This window comes from Faecalimicrobium dakarense, assembly GCF_000499525.1.
Lineage (GTDB): Bacteria > Bacillota > Clostridia > Peptostreptococcales > Peptostreptococcaceae > Faecalimicrobium > Faecalimicrobium dakarense.
The window spans coordinates 1-15962 of record NZ_HG529244.1; the positions used below are offsets into that span (position 1 = coordinate 1).

Genomic DNA, 15962 nt, shown 5'->3' on the forward strand with positions numbered 1-15962 from the left:
TAAAAGATTAGGGCTCTTTTTATTATTTATCTTCTCTTAATAAGTATTCGTTGTTATCTTGGTCTTTGAATGAGAACATTTTACCATAAGGCATAATCATAAGTTCTCCAACTTCAACCCCATTTTCTTTCATTTCATTGTATGACTTTTCTATATCAGTAGTACTTAGTAATATAGATGGATGATTAACATTTGCAGATGGGTTTTGAGCTAGCATCATTTTCTTATCATATAAAACAAATGTTGTAAATTCGCTTTCGCTTGGACCAACTTCTAACCACGTCATAGGACCCATTGATTGTTCAAGCTTTACTACAAAGTTTAACTTTTCAGTCCAAAATTTCTTAGCATCATCTTGATTATTTACATATATTGTTATCTTACCTATTTTATTGATCATGTCATCCTCCAAGGTTATGTATTATTTTTATTAGTATTCTTTACTTAAAATAATAATACTATAAATGAAATATTTAGTCAAACTTATGTTTGTAATTTTGCACAAACATAAGTGCTTAAAAATTATTGTTTTAAAATTATACATGGTTAATTATATCAAAATAAATATATAGATTTAAAATCTAATAAAATATATAATTAGTTAAATAAAGAAAAATTTAGAAACTATTAAAACGAGGGGAAAGATTATGAAGAAAAAAGCATTAATTATACTTGGAGTAATATTAGTAGTTATAGTATTAGCTCTAGGAACATATAAACTTATGAACTCTAGAACTTACCAAGTTATGGGTAATATTACAAATAAAATTAACACTGATAAAAAAGTGGTAGCTTTAACTTTTGATGATGGACCTACAAAAAATACAGATAAGATACTAGATATATTAAATGAAGAAGATGTAAAAGCTACATTTTATCTAATAGGTTCAGATATAGAAAAAAATTTAGAAGAAGGTAAAAAATAGTTAAGGAAGGTCATCAAGTAGGAAACCATACATATACTCACACAAGAAATGTATTTAAGTCTCCATCTTTTATAAGAAATGAATTAACTAAAACTAATGAATTAATAAATAGTATTGGATATAAAGGAGAAATAAACTTTAGACCTCCATTTGGTAAAAAACTATTTGTTCTACCATATTATTTAAATAAATATAATATGGATACTATAACTTGGAATTTAGAACCAGATACATATTTTGATAAAGCTAAAGATAAGGAAAAGTACGTGCTAGAAAATATTGAACCAGGTTCTATAATATTAATGCATCCAATGTATAATGAAGAATCTATAGATGCACTAAAAGGTATTATTACAGGTTTAAAAGAAAAAGGATATGAATTTTTAACGATAGATGAGTTGCTAAAACTAGAAAAATAATAACTTACTATATCAATTAATATACATAAATAGTATCAAAATCTTACTAATATAGAAATAGGCATAGAGGTGTGCTATAATTTATATAAAGGAACGAGGAAGTATATTCTGTATGTGGGCATCTGGAATATACGGAGTTAATGATGCAACCGACTTTAGACAATTACTGTCTAAAGTCTTTTTTTTTAAAGAAACGAGGAAGTATATTCTGTATGTGGGCATCTGGAATATATGGAGTTAGTGATGCAACCGGCTTTAAACAATTAATGTTTAAAGTCGGTTTTTTTATTGCAAAAAATTTTAGTAAAGGAAGTGTAAGTGTGAAAAGTAGTAAAAGGTATAGTTTTTTATTTACAACAATGTTAGTGTTAATTAGCTTAATGATAAACCTTATATCACCTGTTATGAATGTATTTGCCCTAGATGCAAATAAAAATATTAGCTTATCAATAAGTAGTAATAAAAATCCTATAAAAGAAAATGATGAAGTTAAGTTTATTGTAAACTATAGTATAAAAGGAGAATTAGGAACCTTAAAAGATGGAGGAAATGTTATAACATTTAACCTTCCAGATGGTTTTAGGGACGTTAAACCGTCTTATCCGAAAGATCATTTTGACAATGTTACAGTAGAGGGAACTAAAGTAGTAGCAACTTTAAGTGAAAAGGCACTTACAAATGGTATAGGGGGATACTTGAGTATTAGAGCTTTTGCACCTAAGGTGGATGAAGATAAAAAAGTTAGAGTGGAAGCTAGTTTAGATGGAGATAGTACATATTTAGATGTTGATTTAGTAAATACAGATCCTGTTATAATTCCAGATGAGAAACCAGATCATAACCCTATTGGAGATAGACTTTTGCATAAGTATGCACAAAACGCAAGCTATTATACTGATGGTATACCAACTGCAAATATACCTGCGCCTGCTGTAGGTAAAAGATGGGAGTTTTTTGTTTCTGTTAATGAAAAATATTCTAATTTAAACAATGTTGTTTTAAAAGATAAAATGCCTAACGGTTTAGAGTTAGATGTAAATAGTCTAAAAATAGAAGAAACACCATACATAGGAAGTAAAAAAGATGTAACAAAAGAGATACTTTCAAAAACAGAAAAGACTAAAGATGGACTAGTAATAAATTTTGGAGATATAAACTCAAGATATGATATTTCCTACTATGTTAATATAACTGAAGAGTTTCCAACTTATAAAAATACAGCAATATTAAATGAAAATGGAAATACTATTGAAAGTTCATCTATGCTAAAGACTGAAAAAGTAGAAGTACCTATGATTAAAAAATATGAAAATACAAAGTTTCATGATAAAAAAGGAAATAGTATAGTTACTGATATAGGTGATGAAATTGGTTATACACTTGTTGTAAATCAAAATGGAGAGAAAATTAAAAATGCAGTAATAAATGATATATTACCACAAGGTACAAAATATAAAGAATCAAGTGCATCAATATATTATTATGATTCACAAGGTAGTTATCAATTTGACCCTAATAGTAGTGATAAAGTTACTGTTAAGGATAACAAGATGACTATAAAACTTGGAGATATTAAAGATAAATATTTAATATACTATAGATTAGTAGTTACAGATAAACAAGAAGAGTACAAAAATAAGGCGATAATTAGTTATGATGATGAAACTTCAAGTTCTAATTCAACTGTTAAATATGAAAAAGATTCAGGTTCTATAAATGCTATAAAAAAAGTAGATAAAAAGACCCTTAAAGATGGAGATAATCAAATAGTAAACTATTCTATAGAAATTGATTCACATGGATTTTTCAGCGATGGATATATAGATTTATCAGATAATATTAATCCAGATGTTAAGATTGTAGGAGTTAATGTTGAGAAGCATAAGATTATTGGAGAAAAAGATGGTAAATATATAACTGAAAAAATAGAAGATAATTCAAATGGTATTAGTCTTAAAGTTGATAAAGTAAATAATAAAATAGAAGTTGCTAACGACAGTGTAAATATGAACTATGACGAAATTTACAAAGTAAATATAAAAACTGATTTTACTAATGTTAAAGATGGAACAACTATATTAAATGTTGCTAAAATAAAAGACTCAAGTACTAATACAGTTGAGACTAAAAAAGGGTATGCGTTTAAAGCTCTTAAAGTAGACAAAAAAACTAAAAAATTATTATCTGAAGCTAGATTTAATATATTAGATAAAGATAAAAAAGTTATTGGAACTGTTACTAGTAATGAAGATGGAGTAATAAGAGAAAAAATAGTTACCCCAGGAACATATTATCTAAAGGAGATAAAAGCTCCGAAAGGATACTATTTAAACAACGATTATATAAAATTTACTATAAAAGAAGATGACTTAGGAACTACAATTGATTTAGGATATATATATAATAACAAAATGGAAAATGATAAAAATAGTGGCGGAAACAACACAGACGAAATAGTAAAAGACCCAGATAAAACTACTGGGGAAGATAAACCAGATGAAAAGGTAAAAGATCCAGACAAAGCAACTGGAGAAGAAAAACCAGATGAAAAAGTAAAAGATCCAGACAAAGCAACTGGAGAAGAAAAACCAGATGAAAAAGTAAAAGATCCAGGCAAAACTACTGGAGAAGAAAAACCAGATGAAAAAGTAGAAGAACCAGAGAAAACAACTGAAGAAGATAAACCAAATGAAAAAGTAAAAGAACCAGAGAAAACAACTGGAGAAGATAAACCAAATGAAATAGCTAAAGAAAATAAGTTAAGTACAAATGATGGAGAAGCTAAAGTAGATAAAGTTATTAACGAAAAAAGTACTAATGTAAATAAATCTCAAAACTATAATAATCCAAAAACGTATGATGTAGGTATCGCTCCATATGTAGGTGTAGGTATATTAGCAATGAGTGGATTAGTTATAAATACAAGAAGAAAAAAATAAAATAATTAAAATAAAAGGACTGTGAAAATGATTCACAGTCCTTTAAATATTCACTATTAATTAGGTGTATATTTAAATTTTAGTTATACTTTCTAATCTATAACTAAGTAGATTTTCATATTTATCTAATTTTTCAATAAGTCTTATCATGATAGTATCACCGATATTTACAGTATCAAAAATGTCTTTATCATTTATTTTATAAGGTCTGTTTTTATATTCTAATTCTAATAAATAAGAGTTTGGTAAATTTGAAATAAAATACTTATTTCTATGAGCATAATTACAAGGCATGCCTTTAATAAAGTATTTGTTTTTTACAGTCATATTTACATTAGTTACCCTTATTTCAGAAACTCTCAATTTTCTATAAATGTTTTTTATAAAATCTCTAATTCTAAGGAGTATAAAAAATATTATACCTGCAATAGTAGCTAGGACTAAAAAATTATCAGATATTTCATTTCTCATTAATAATCTCCAATCTATTTATATATAATAGCTCAATTAAGAATAATATTTAAGTATGTATAATGCTAAACTAGTACGCCAACTTAAGTTATTATTTACTAATACAGCATAGTTTAAAAGTAAATTTGGTACTATACCTTAAATTATAACAGAAAATGTTAAAAAGTGCTAATTATCAAGATGTATTATGAAGCACATTTAATTATAAAGAGTAGGAAAGATAGATTAAACATTAAAAAAGGCAGGTTCCGCTGCCTGCCTTTTCGTAAGGATATAAAATTAGGATAAAATTTGAATAAAAACATTAATGAGTATACTTTAATTATATCCAGCATTCTTAGTTTTATACATTTATTTTAAAATTGATATGAATAAAATTATTGACAAAAAAAATAATAGTACATATAATAAATTTAACAACTGGTTTAATTAAATTAAATTTATATAAATCATTGAATGGAGAAAATAAATGAGTAAATATGATAAAATAAAATTAGAAAATCAAATATGTTTTTCATTATACGCAGCATCAAGAGAGGTTATAAAGCTATATAAGCCCTTACTTGATAAACATAACTTAACATATACACAATATGTAGCAATGCTTGTAATGTGGGAAGAAGAAAAAATTATATTTAAAGAATTAGGTAAGAGACTACACCTAGATTCTGGAACTCTTACTCCAGTAGTAAAAAAATTAGAATCTATGGAATTAATTACTAAATATAGAAATAAAGAAGATGATAGAGTAGTTACAGTAGAAATAACTGAAAGAGGTAAATTATTAAAAGAAGATATACTTGAAGTTCCAGAAAAATTATACTGCAACTTCAATGGTGATAAAGAAAATCTTAAAAAATTAAAGGTATGCTTAGATGAATTTTTAAGAGAATTAGATTAATAAATAGAGTTAAATTCTATATAGAATTTAGCTTTATATTTTAAATAAATCAATTGGATTAAATTAAATTTAAACAAACTAATGTAAACGAGGAAGGAAGTATTAATATGAAATTTTATGATTTTAAAGCTACAAAGATGAACAAGCAAGAAATAAGTATGGAAGATTACAAGGGGAAAGTAGTTCTAGTTGTAAACACTGCAAGTAAATGTGGATTAACTCCTCAATTTAAATATCTAGAAGAGTTATATAAAGAATATAAAGACAAGGGGCTTGAGATACTAGGGTTTCCTTGTAATCAATTTGCAAAACAAGATTCAGGTAGTAATGAAGAAATACATGAATTTTGCCAACTAAACTATGGAGTTACATTTACTATGTTTGAAAAGATTGATGTAAACGGAAAAAATGCACACCCGCTATATAAGTATTTAAAAAGCCAAGCAAAATCATTACTTAGCAAAGAAATAAAGTGGAATTTTACTAAGTTTTTAATAGACTCTAATGGAAATGTAATAAAAAGATATGCACCTACAGTATCACCATTAAAAATTAAAAATGATATAGAAAACTTATTAAAATAAACAAACATAAGGGAAAATATAAATTTAAGGTAAAGAATATGAAGGATTAATATAAACTTAACCTCTTAAAGTAGACACAAGTGAAAAATACTTGTACAATCTTAATTTAAGAGGTTATTTATTTTACTTTTATTTATAATGATTAAATAATAAAATATATAGTATAAGATAAATATATTTGATATAAATAATATATATAAGAAAATGTAAATTAGTGGGGGACAATATGTTTTATAATATTTCAAATAAAAAGTTTATGAACTTGTAATAGAACAAATACAAGATAGTATATTAAAGGGGAAACTAAAAAAGGAGACAAGCTACCATCAGAAAGAGAATTATCAGAGAGTATGAGTGTAAGTAGAACGTCAATAAGAGAGGCTATAAGAGTTTTAGAAACAATGGGAGTAATTGAAAGTAAGCAAGGTGAAGGTAATTTTATATGTAATAATATAGAAAAATCACTAATAGAACCATTATCTATGGGATTTAAATTAAATGAGGGTACATGGAAAGATATATTAGAGTTAAGGGAAGTTTTAGAGTTACAAACGGTGGCAATAGCAGCAGAAAAAGCAACAGAAGATGATTGCAATGAATTAAGAAAAATAATAGAGCAGATGCAAAATGAAAATGATAAGTTAAATTATAATAGTAAAAAGATAGTTCAACTTGACCAAAAATTTCACAATAAAATAGCATCTATAAGTAAAAATTATTTAATAGAAAGTGTATTTATGACATCATCTAGACTTTTTGAAACTTTTATAGAAGACGCAAGAGAAAAAATTATAGACAATTATAGAGATGAAAAAACATTATTTGAAAGTCATAAAATGATATATGAAGGGATAAAACAAAATAATCCTAATTTAGCATATCTAGAAATGAAAAGACACATGTCAATTATTAGAGAAAGTTATTTAATGAAATAATTTTATGGAAAATGTTAATTTTTAGACAATCGTTGAAAAAATCATCACTATATTATACTATTAAAACATAAGTGGTAATACCACTGACCATCATTCAAGTGACCGTCACAAAATAATATTTAGGAGGAAACTTGATGAACGATTATATGTTATTTTTAATAGCTATAATACCAATTATATGGTTGATTGTGTCATTGGGAGTATTGAAATTACCAGCACATAAAACTTGTCTTTTTACAGGAATACTTACATTTATTATAGCTATGGCATTTTGGAAAATGCCATTTATAGATGCAATTACGGCATCTATTGAAGGCGTATTAGTTGCACTATGGCCTATACTTTTAGTTATAGTTGCAGCTTTATTTACTTACAACTTAGCTGTTGAGACAAAAACGATGGATACTATGAAACAAATGCTATCTAGTATAACAACAGACGAGAGAATACAAGTACTTATACTAGCTTGGGGGTTTGGAGGTTTCTTAGAGGCAGTTGCAGGATATGGTACAGCTGTTGCAATACCAGCCAGTATACTTGCATCATTAGGATTTAATCCAATATTTGCAGCTATAATATGTCTTATAGCTAATACAGTTCCAACTGCATTTGGAGCAATAGGTATTCCAGTAAGTACACTAGCAACAGTAACTGGACTAGATGTAATGAAATTAAGTTATATGACAGCAATTCAATTAGCACCATTCATAATATTAATACCTTTTGTATTAGTAATTCTTACTAAAAAAAGTTTTAAAGCATTAAAAGGAGTATTTTTAATAACTCTAGCATCAGGAGTAGCCTTTGCCATACCACAAATATTTATAGCAAAATATTTAGGAGCTGAATTACCAGCACTTGTAGGAAGTTTGTGCAGTATGTTAGTCACAATACTTATGGCAAAAGCAATGAAAAAGAATGAATCTAAAACAAGAGACGATGATGCTTCTGGAAATGTAGCAATAAAATCTAGTGTAACTTTAAAGGAAGGGTTACTAGCATGGCTTCCATACATATTATTATGTATCTTGATATTAGCAGCAAGCCCATTATTCCCATCAATAAACGAGTTTTTATCTAAATTTACAAGTGAATTTAAAATATATACAGGAGAAGGAGCAACAACAACTAAATTTGTGTGGTTAAATACACCAGGAATGGTAATTATAGTTGCTACGTTCTTAGGAGGATTAATACAAAGAGTAAAAGTTTCTACTATGTTAGATGTATTAATAAGAACAGTAAAACAATTATCTAAATCATTTGTAACTATAACATCAATAGTTGCAATATCAAAAATTATGTCATATAGCGGTATGACAGGATCAATTTCATTTGGACTTAGTGCAATAACGGGGTCTTTCTATCCGATAATATCACCACTTTTAGGTTCAATTGGAACCTTTGTAACAGGGAGTGACACATCAGCGAATATTTTATTTGGTGGGCTACAAGCTCAATCTGCAACAGCTCTAGGCATAGACCCATATTGGATAGCAGCAGCAAATACAGCAGGTGCAACAGCAGGGAAAATGATATCACCACAAAGTATAGCAATTGCAACATCAGCAACTGGATTAATAGGAAAAGAAGGAAAGATACTTAATTCAACATTAAAATTCTGCTTAGCTTATGTAATAATACTAGGCATTATGGTTTATTTAGGAAGTTATATAGGTATTTAATTAAATATTAGGGGGGATAAAATGCCTACTTTAAAAGTACCATACTCAAAAGAAGGAATGACTTTAAATATTCCAGACGAAAACTTTATCAAATTACTCACATCTAAGGCACACGATTATAAAGTCAGTGAAACTCAAGAAGAAATAGTTGAAAAATCATTAGACAATCCAATTGGATCACAGAAACTAGAAGAATTAGCAAAAAATAAGAAAAATATAGTAATAATAACAAGTGACCATACAAGACCAGTTCCTAGTAGAGTTACTATGCCAATAATTTTAAGAAGAATAAGAGAAGTAAATGAAAATGCAAATATTAAGATATTAGTTGCAACAGGATTTCATAGAGAAAGTACAAGAGAAGAACTAATCTATAAAATGGGTGAAGAAATAGTAAATAATGAAGAGATAATAATGCATATATCAACAGATGAATCTCAAATGGTAAAAATGGGAGTATTACCATCTGGTGGAGATTTATATTTAAATAAATTAGTTAAAGAAGCAGACTTACTAATAGCAGAAGGATTTATAGAACCTCATTTCTTTGCAGGATTCTCTGGAGGAAGAAAAAGTATACTTCCAGGAATAGCATCAGCTAAAACTATAATGTATAACCATTGTAGTGATTTTATAGATAGTGAAAATGCAAGAACAGGTACACTTAACAAAAATCCTATACATGAAGATATGGTATATGCAGCTAAAGCATCAAATATAGCATTTATATTAAATGTTGTAATAGATCAAGATAAAAAAGTTATAGCATCCTTTGCTGGAGATGTAGAAAAGGCGCATAAAAAAGGATGCGAATTTGTAACTGAACTATCTAGAGTTAAACCTTATAAAACCGATATAGTTGTCAGTACTAATGGTGGATATCCACTAGACCAAAATATATATCAATCGGTAAAAGGAATGACAGCAGCAGAGGCAACATGTAATGAAGGTGGCGTAATAATTATGGTATCTGCATGTAATGATGGACATGGAGGTCAATCTTTCTATGACAATATAGCAAATTCTAAATCTCCAACTGAAGTACTAAAAAGAGTTAGACAGGTAAGTAGGGCACAAACAGCTCCAGACCAATGGGAATTTCAAATACTAGCCAGAATACTAGAAAAACACACAGTAATAATGGTTACAGATAAGTGTGATAAAGATATGATAGAAAGTATGCATATGAAGCATACATCAAACTTTGATGATGCTTTAAATATAGCCTTTGATATAAAAGGCAAAGACTCAAAAGTTGTAGTTATTCCTGATGGAGTATCTGTAATTGTTAAGTAGATAAGGGGGATAAATAATGGAAATTTTAACATGTATCAAACAAGTTCCAGGAACTACTGAAGTTGAAGTTGATGAAAAAACAGGGGTACTTAAAAGAGATGGTATAGATTCTAAAATGAATCCATATGATTTATACGCATTAGAAACAGCCCTTAAAATAAAAGAGGAAAAAGATGCAACTTTAAAAGTATTGACTATGGGACCACCACAAGCAAAGCAAATAATAGAAGAAAGTTTTATGATGGGTGTTGATGAAGGGGCTATACTTAGTGATAGAAAATTCGCAGGAGCAGATGTACTTGCAACATCGTATACACTATCTCAAGGTATAAAAAAGGTAGGAAGTCCAGATTTAATAATATGTGGAAAACAAACAACTGATGGAGATACTGCTCAAGTTGGACCAGAGATAGCAGAATTTTTAAATATAGCTCATGTTACAAATGTAACTAAAATAATCGAAGTAAAAGAAAAGAGTATAGTTGTAGAAGCTGACATGCCAAATACATTAGAAGAATGTGAGGTTAATTACCCATGTCTTATAACTGTTGAAAAAGGAATATTCCAACCAAGATTACCTTCATTTAAATTAAAATTAGACACTAAAGATAGAGAGATACCTATTTATAGTTTAAATGATTTTGAAGACAAAGACGAAAATAACTATGGACTTAATGGATCTCCAACTCAGGTATTAAAAATTTTCCCTCCAACTTCTAATAATGAAAAAGAAGTTCTAAGAGGAAGTAGTGATGAAATAAGTGATAAGTTAGCAGATAAACTTAAGGAGTTAAAGTTAATATAGGGGGATGATTTAAAGTGGCTAAAATAATAATAAATCAAGAAAAAATAGAGAATGTTGATGAAGTAATTAAACTATGTCCTTTTAATGCAATAGAGCTTATAAATGATAAAGTAGAAATAAACGCAGCTTGTAAAATGTGTAAAATGTGTGTTAAAAAAGGACCAAAAGGGGCATTTGAATTTGTTGAAAGTTTAAAGGTAGAAATAGATAAAGACAAGTGGAAAGGGATAGCTGTATATGTAGACCACCATGAAGGAGATATACATCCTGTAACTTATGAGCTTATAGGTAAAGCTCGTGAAATGGCTGAAAAAGTAAATCATCCAGTATATTGTGTATTCGTAGGAAAAAACATAAAAGATAAGTGTGATAAATTAATATCTTATGGTGTAGATAAAGTATTCGTATATGATGAGGAAGAATTTGAACACTTTAGAATAGAACCATATTCTAGTGCTATTGAAGATTTTATAGAGAATGTAAAACCAACAATAATGTTAGTAGGGGGAACTACATTAGGAAGATCATTAGCACCAAGACTTGCAGCAAGATTTAAAACAGGTCTTACAGCAGACTGTACAATATTAGATATACAAGAAAACACAGACTTAGATCAAATTAGACCTGCTTTTGGTGGAAATATAATGGCTCATATTCATACACCAAACAATAGACCTCAATTTGCAACAGTAAGATATAAAATATTCTCTGCACCAAATGAAGTAGAAAATCCAACTGGAAAAGTTATTTTATGTAACGTCGGTAAAGAAAAATTAAACTCAAATATAAAAGTATTAAGCACTAAGCCTAAAACTAAAGAAGTTGGTCTTGAAGATGCAGAAGTTATTGTTGTTGGAAGTAGAGCTATAAAAAAACAAGAAGATATGGATATGATTTATAAATTAGCGGATGTATTAGGGGCACAAGTTGCAGGAACAAGACCACTAGTTGAATCTGGATGGATAGATGCCAAAAAACAAATAGGTCTTAGTGGTAGAACGGTAAAACCCAAACTTATAATAACTTGTGGTGTATCTGGAGCTGTTCAATTTGTGGCTGGAATGCAAGGTTCAGACTACATAGTAGCAATAAATAAAGATGAAAAAGCTCCTATATTTGATGTTTCTCACTTAGCATTAATAGGTGATATTTATGAAATAGTTCCGAAGTTAATAGAAAAAATAGAGAAAAAACAATTAGACTTAGCATTATCAGTGGAAGAATAGGGGGATTAGCTATGTATAAAAAAATTGATAAAAATGATATAGATTTTCTTATAGATATTTGTGGGAAAGATGAAGTTTTTGTAGGGGAAGGAATAAGTGAGGACTTTTCTCATGATGAGTTAGGTGGAGTTGAAAAATATCCAGAAGTACTTATAAATGTATATGAAACACAACAAGTATCTAAAATAATGAAATACGCATATGAAAATAATATACCAGTAACACCTAGAGGACAAGGAACTGGATTAGTTGGAGCAGCAGTAGCAATTCATGGTGGTATTATGATTAACTTAAGCAAGATGAATAAAATATTAGAACTTGATGAGGAAAACTTAACATTAACAGTAGAACCAGGTGTATTACTTATGACTATAGGTCAATACGTTCAGGAAAAAGACTTATTTTATCCACCAGATCCAGGTGAAAAAAGTGCTACAATAGGTGGAAATATAAATACAAATGCAGGTGGAATGAGAGCAGTTAAGTACGGAGTAACTAGAGATTATATAAGAGGGTTAGAAGCAGTTCTTCCAAATGGAGAAATAATTAATATAGGTGGAAAAGTCGTTAAAAATAGTTCTGGATATAGTATAAAAGACTTAATAGTAGGTTCAGAAGGAACATTAGCAATAGTAACAAAGGCTATACTAAGACTATTACCACTTCCTAAAAAAGATATAAGTTTATTAGTTCCTTTTAAAGATTTAGCAACAGCAATAGATACAGTACCTAAAATAATAAAATCAAAATCTATACCAACAGCAATAGAGTTTATGGAAAGAGAAGTAATACTTGCTGCAGAAGAATTTTTAGGAAAGAAATTCCCAGATAATAGTTCAGATGCATATTTATTACTAAAATTTGATGGAAATAGCAAAGAAGACATAGAAAAAGAGTATGATAAAGTTGCTCATCTATGTTTGGAAAATGGAGCATATGATGTATTTATATCTGATACACAAGAAAGAAATGAATCTATATGGTCTGCTAGAGGAGCGTTTTTAGAAGCTATAAAAGCATCAACAACAGAAATAGACGAGTGTGATGTTGTAGTTCCTAGAGATAAAGTTGCTGATTTTATAAGATATACTAATGAGTTACAAAAAGAATTAAATGTAAGAATAAAAAGCTTTGGTCATGCAGGAGACGGAAACCTTCATGTATATACATTAAGAGATGATATGGATGATAAAACATGGGAATTAAAACTAAAAGAAAGTTTTGATTGTATGTATAAAAAAGCAAGAGAATTAAGAGGGCAAGTTTCAGGAGAACATGGAATAGGATACGCTAAAAAAGGATACTTACACGAATCTCAAAGTGAAGCATATATGGATGTTATAAAAAATATTAAAATGGCTTTTGATCATAAAAATATATTAAATCCAGGAAAAATATATTAAAAAATATAAAAAGCTATACTTGTTGGAATCTAATCATCAAGTATAGCTTTTTTATATTTAAGGAAATTATATTTTATCTGATTTGTGGATAAGTATAATTTCCAGCCGCTAAGCTTTAGCAACGGACCTGGTTTGTAGGTCGTTGGCGATATGAGCGAAGCGAATTTTTTATTAATCTAATATTTTATTTACAAAATCTATAAACTCATCAGAATTATCACTTAGTATATTTGAAAATAATACATTTTCAAAATTACCTTTAATAGTTATATATTCTTTTAATAAAATTTTCTTTTTTTCAATTGAATACATATCTTCGTAATTAATTACTTCGATTAACTTAGCATCTCCTAAGTTATAAGCATAAAATATAAATCTCTTATTAGTAGCCGCAAGTATACCTGGTCTATAAACTTCTGTTCGTAAAAATGTTCTTATAGAACATCTTAATGATGATAATATTTCCTCATCTTCATCTAATATATTAATAATTTCGTTAATTATTTTGTCCATTATATATCCCCCTTAAAGATTAATCTCTAATAACCTTTTAAATATAGTATAGGATACGTATTAATATTTGTAAATTAAACTATAGTAAGTTTTCGTACTAATAATTATTGTTGTTGTATATTTTAAAGTGTAGTAACATCATAAATATAAAATGATTTTATATTGAAATATATAAAGGGGGAAATTTATTTGAATAGGAAAATGTACATATCTAATAATGATTCAGTATTTGCTGGTGTTTGTGGTGGAGTATCTGAATTCTTTGGATTTAAGTCATCAACTCTTAGAATAATATTTGTTTTATTCACAGTATTCCGGAATATAGGGATGGGTGTAATGTTATATGTAGCTTTAATTTTTCTTATGCCTAATCAAGCAAATTATTAATTATAAAACAAGGTAGTGATATATTAAAAATTTTAACTATTATCATACTTAAGATAAATAAAACTATGTTATATCATCATAAAATTCTAAATCTATTTTTCAGTATTCAGTTAATTTTATATTTCGTCCATTTTTCTCAAACAAAGGAACTTTTAATTCTTCTTCTAATTTTGATATTGATTTACTTAAAGCCGGTTGGGTTACGGAAAGTAAATTTGATGCAGTTGTAAAATTTTAAGTTTCGGCTATTGTCTTAAAGTATTCTAACTGTTGTAGATTCATTTTTATACTCCTTATTATTGTAGTTAATACATGACTAAAAGTTATACTTATATGAAAAATAGAAATTAGACATATATAAATTTATAGTGATATAATCTCAATAAATGATTAAAAAATAAATTAATTGTACTAATATAATTACATAAATTATAAATATTATTTATAGTTATGTCAAAGATAGGGGGAAATAAATATTATGATGAAAGTAGATAAAGATAAATGTATAGGTTGTGGATTATGCGTTAAGGACTGTTTCTTAAGAGATATAGAGCTTGTAGATAAAAAGGCTAATATTAAAAATATAACTTGTATTAAATGTGGCCACTGTATAGCAGTCTGTCCAAAGAATGCAGTATCAACTGATGAATACAATATGGAAGATATTAAAGATTATAATAAAGAAGAATTTGAGATAGATGCGAATAATTTATTAAACTTTATAAAGTTTAGAAGAACTATAAGACAATTTAAAAATAAAGATGTAGAAGTAGATATGCTTTCTAAAATTATAGAGGCAGGAAGATTTACTCAGACAGGAAGTAATAGTCAAAACGTATCTTATATAGTAGTAAAAGATGATATAGAAGAATTAAAATCAATGACATTAGAAAGATTAAGCCGAATGGGAGAACATATACTTTCTAATTTAAATCCACAGACAATGCCTATAAAAAAGTATGCCGATATGTGGGTTAATATGTATGAGGCTTACAAAGAAGATAAAGTAAAGGGAGATAGTTTATTCTTTAATGCTCCTGCTGTAATACTTGTTGTATCTGATTCACCAGTAAATGGTGCTTTGGCTTCTTCAAACATGGAGCTTATGACTAATGCATTAGGTCTTGGAACATTCTTTAGTGGATTCTTTGTAAGAGCAGCTCAAGGAAATAAAAAAATAATGGATTATCTAGGATTAGAAGAAGGTCAAGAAGTAGTTACTTGTATGGTAATAGGATATCCTTATATAAAATATTCAAGAACTGTACCTAGAAAAGATGCTCAGATATCTTGGAGATAATTAATAAAAACTATAGTTTAGAGTAAAAAATAAGTAGTCATAATGGCTACTTATTTTTGTATAAAGTTATATTAAATGACTTATGATTTAAACCATAGATATTAGTCTAATAACTCTGATTTAATAACATTTTTGATATTAGGTAGGTACATTAGTTTATATGTTTTATTTT

The 15962-nt window shown here is 27.9% G+C and carries 16 protein-coding genes, 2 pseudogenes and 2 riboswitches; of the genes and pseudogenes, 14 read left to right on the top strand and 4 right to left on the bottom strand.

All coding sequences use genetic code 11. The features are described 5' to 3' along the window. Positions 1-22: 22 nt before the first annotated feature. A complete protein-coding gene (locus BN899_RS02705; protein WP_042272625.1) occupies positions 23-400 on the bottom strand; it encodes a VOC family protein in 378 nt (125 codons plus the stop codon). Between the two features lie 247 nt (positions 401-647). On the opposite strand from BN899_RS02705, the gene BN899_RS20065 reads away from it, so the two are divergent. The 4 genes and pseudogenes from BN899_RS20065 to BN899_RS02715 all read left to right on the top strand — a co-directional run bounded on the left by BN899_RS20065 (position 648) and on the right by BN899_RS02715 (position 4284). Beyond that, entirely contained in the window at positions 648-926 is a 279-nt protein-coding gene (locus BN899_RS20065; protein WP_278244950.1) for a polysaccharide deacetylase family protein, read from the top strand. After that, positions 923-1066 (top strand): annotated as a pseudogene (locus BN899_RS20925) (polysaccharide deacetylase family protein); the annotation flags it as partial. The gene BN899_RS20065 and the pseudogene BN899_RS20925, both read left to right, overlap by 4 nt. 57 nt (positions 1067-1123) lie before the next feature. Then, positions 1124-1345 (top strand): polysaccharide deacetylase family protein, encoded by a 222-nt coding sequence (locus tag BN899_RS19505; protein WP_242824057.1) that lies wholly within the window; start codon positions 1124-1126, stop codon positions 1343-1345. Positions 1346-1425: 80 nt separating this feature from the next. Beyond that, positions 1426-1509: riboswitch (cyclic di-GMP riboswitch) on the top strand. Positions 1510-1525: 16 nt separating this feature from the next. After that, a riboswitch (cyclic di-GMP riboswitch) is annotated at positions 1526-1609 on the top strand. A 56-nt stretch (positions 1610-1665) separates the two neighbouring features. Further along, positions 1666-4284, top strand: a complete 2619-nt coding sequence (locus BN899_RS02715; RefSeq protein ID WP_071162425.1) for a SpaA isopeptide-forming pilin-related protein — start codon at positions 1666-1668, stop codon at positions 4282-4284. Between the two features lie 72 nt (positions 4285-4356). Here the strand turns inward: BN899_RS02715 and BN899_RS02720 are convergent, their stop codons facing one another. Next, the gene (locus tag BN899_RS02720; RefSeq protein WP_042272631.1) at positions 4357-4755 is read right to left on the bottom strand and encodes a hypothetical protein; all 399 of its coding nucleotides are present in this window, start codon (positions 4753-4755) and stop codon (positions 4357-4359) included. 469 nt (positions 4756-5224) lie between these two features. Between BN899_RS02720 and BN899_RS02725 the strand changes: the two genes are divergently transcribed. The 8 genes from BN899_RS02725 to BN899_RS02760 all read left to right on the top strand — a co-directional run bounded on the left by BN899_RS02725 (position 5225) and on the right by BN899_RS02760 (position 13590). Beyond that, on the top strand, positions 5225-5656 hold the full coding sequence (locus BN899_RS02725) for a MarR family winged helix-turn-helix transcriptional regulator (protein WP_042272634.1): 432 nt from the start codon (positions 5225-5227) through the stop codon (positions 5654-5656). 107 nt (positions 5657-5763) lie between these two features. Beyond that, positions 5764-6240, top strand: coding sequence for a glutathione peroxidase (locus BN899_RS02730; RefSeq protein ID WP_042272637.1), 477 nt, complete (start codon positions 5764-5766; stop codon positions 6238-6240). Positions 6241-6590: 350 nt separating this feature from the next. Continuing rightward, positions 6591-7175 carry a FadR/GntR family transcriptional regulator gene (locus BN899_RS02735; protein ID WP_242824056.1) on the top strand — a complete coding sequence of 195 codons (585 nt, stop codon included), beginning with the start codon at positions 6591-6593 and terminating at the stop codon, positions 7173-7175. Between the two features lie 134 nt (positions 7176-7309). Then, positions 7310-8860 carry an L-lactate permease gene (locus BN899_RS02740; protein WP_042272639.1) on the top strand — a complete coding sequence of 517 codons (1551 nt, stop codon included), beginning with the start codon at positions 7310-7312 and terminating at the stop codon, positions 8858-8860. A 21-nt stretch (positions 8861-8881) separates the two neighbouring features. Beyond that, positions 8882-10156: a nickel-dependent lactate racemase gene (larA, locus tag BN899_RS02745; RefSeq protein WP_042272641.1), complete on the top strand. Its 1275-nt coding sequence runs from the start codon at positions 8882-8884 to the stop codon at positions 10154-10156. Positions 10157-10172: 16 nt separating this feature from the next. Next, positions 10173-10961: an electron transfer flavoprotein subunit beta/FixA family protein gene (locus BN899_RS02750; RefSeq protein ID WP_042272644.1), complete on the top strand. Its 789-nt coding sequence runs from the start codon at positions 10173-10175 to the stop codon at positions 10959-10961. A gap of 14 nt (positions 10962-10975) precedes the next feature. Continuing rightward, positions 10976-12187 carry an electron transfer flavoprotein subunit alpha/FixB family protein gene (locus BN899_RS02755; protein WP_042272647.1) on the top strand — a complete coding sequence of 404 codons (1212 nt, stop codon included), beginning with the start codon at positions 10976-10978 and terminating at the stop codon, positions 12185-12187. 11 nt (positions 12188-12198) lie between these two features. Continuing rightward, positions 12199-13590 (top strand): FAD-binding oxidoreductase, encoded by a 1392-nt coding sequence (locus BN899_RS02760; protein ID WP_042272650.1) that lies wholly within the window; start codon positions 12199-12201, stop codon positions 13588-13590. A gap of 171 nt (positions 13591-13761) precedes the next feature. Here BN899_RS02760 and BN899_RS02765 read toward each other — a convergent pair whose 3' ends face one another. Continuing rightward, entirely contained in the window at positions 13762-14103 is a 342-nt protein-coding gene (locus BN899_RS02765) for a PH domain-containing protein (RefSeq protein WP_042272652.1), read from the bottom strand. A gap of 189 nt (positions 14104-14292) precedes the next feature. Here BN899_RS02765 and BN899_RS02770 point away from each other — a divergent pair, with 189 nt between their 5' ends. Further along, entirely contained in the window at positions 14293-14490 is a 198-nt protein-coding gene (locus BN899_RS02770) for a PspC domain-containing protein (RefSeq protein ID WP_042272655.1), read from the top strand. A gap of 99 nt (positions 14491-14589) precedes the next feature. On the opposite strand, the pseudogene BN899_RS20745 reads toward BN899_RS02770, so the two are convergent. Further along, positions 14590-14712, bottom strand: a pseudogene (locus BN899_RS20745) (LysR family transcriptional regulator); the annotation flags it as partial. A gap of 256 nt (positions 14713-14968) precedes the next feature. Between BN899_RS20745 and BN899_RS02775 the strand changes: the two are divergent. Continuing rightward, positions 14969-15790, top strand: coding sequence for a nitroreductase family protein (locus BN899_RS02775; protein ID WP_042272658.1), 822 nt, complete (start codon positions 14969-14971; stop codon positions 15788-15790). Positions 15791-15962 lie beyond the last annotated feature (172 nt).

What these genes read in the sequence shown, in the direction of transcription:
- BN899_RS02750 (WP_042272644.1), top strand. Translation starts at nt 10,173, where the DNA reads ATGGAAATTTTAACATGTATCAAACAAGTTCCAGGAACTACTGAAGTT.
- larA (WP_042272641.1), top strand. Translation starts at nt 8,882, where the DNA reads ATGCCTACTTTAAAAGTACCATACTCAAAAGAAGGAATGACTTTAAAT.
- BN899_RS02760 (WP_042272650.1), top strand. Translation starts at nt 12,199, where the DNA reads ATGTATAAAAAAATTGATAAAAATGATATAGATTTTCTTATAGATATT.
- BN899_RS02730 (WP_042272637.1), top strand. Translation starts at nt 5,764, where the DNA reads ATGAAATTTTATGATTTTAAAGCTACAAAGATGAACAAGCAAGAAATA.
- BN899_RS02740 (WP_042272639.1), top strand. Translation starts at nt 7,310, where the DNA reads ATGAACGATTATATGTTATTTTTAATAGCTATAATACCAATTATATGG.
- BN899_RS02725 (WP_042272634.1), top strand. Translation starts at nt 5,225, where the DNA reads ATGAGTAAATATGATAAAATAAAATTAGAAAATCAAATATGTTTTTCA.
- BN899_RS20065 (WP_278244950.1), top strand. Translation starts at nt 648, where the DNA reads ATGAAGAAAAAAGCATTAATTATACTTGGAGTAATATTAGTAGTTATA.
- BN899_RS02775 (WP_042272658.1), top strand. Translation starts at nt 14,969, where the DNA reads ATGATGAAAGTAGATAAAGATAAATGTATAGGTTGTGGATTATGCGTT.
- BN899_RS02720 (WP_042272631.1), bottom strand. Translation starts at nt 4,755, where the DNA reads ATGAGAAATGAAATATCTGATAATTTTTTAGTCCTAGCTACTATTGCA.
- BN899_RS02735 (WP_242824056.1), top strand. Translation starts at nt 6,591, where the DNA reads ATGAGTGTAAGTAGAACGTCAATAAGAGAGGCTATAAGAGTTTTAGAA.
- BN899_RS19505 (WP_242824057.1), top strand. Translation starts at nt 1,124, where the DNA reads ATGGATACTATAACTTGGAATTTAGAACCAGATACATATTTTGATAAA.
- BN899_RS02765 (WP_042272652.1), bottom strand. Translation starts at nt 14,103, where the DNA reads ATGGACAAAATAATTAACGAAATTATTAATATATTAGATGAAGATGAG.
- BN899_RS02705 (WP_042272625.1), bottom strand. Translation starts at nt 400, where the DNA reads ATGATCAATAAAATAGGTAAGATAACAATATATGTAAATAATCAAGAT.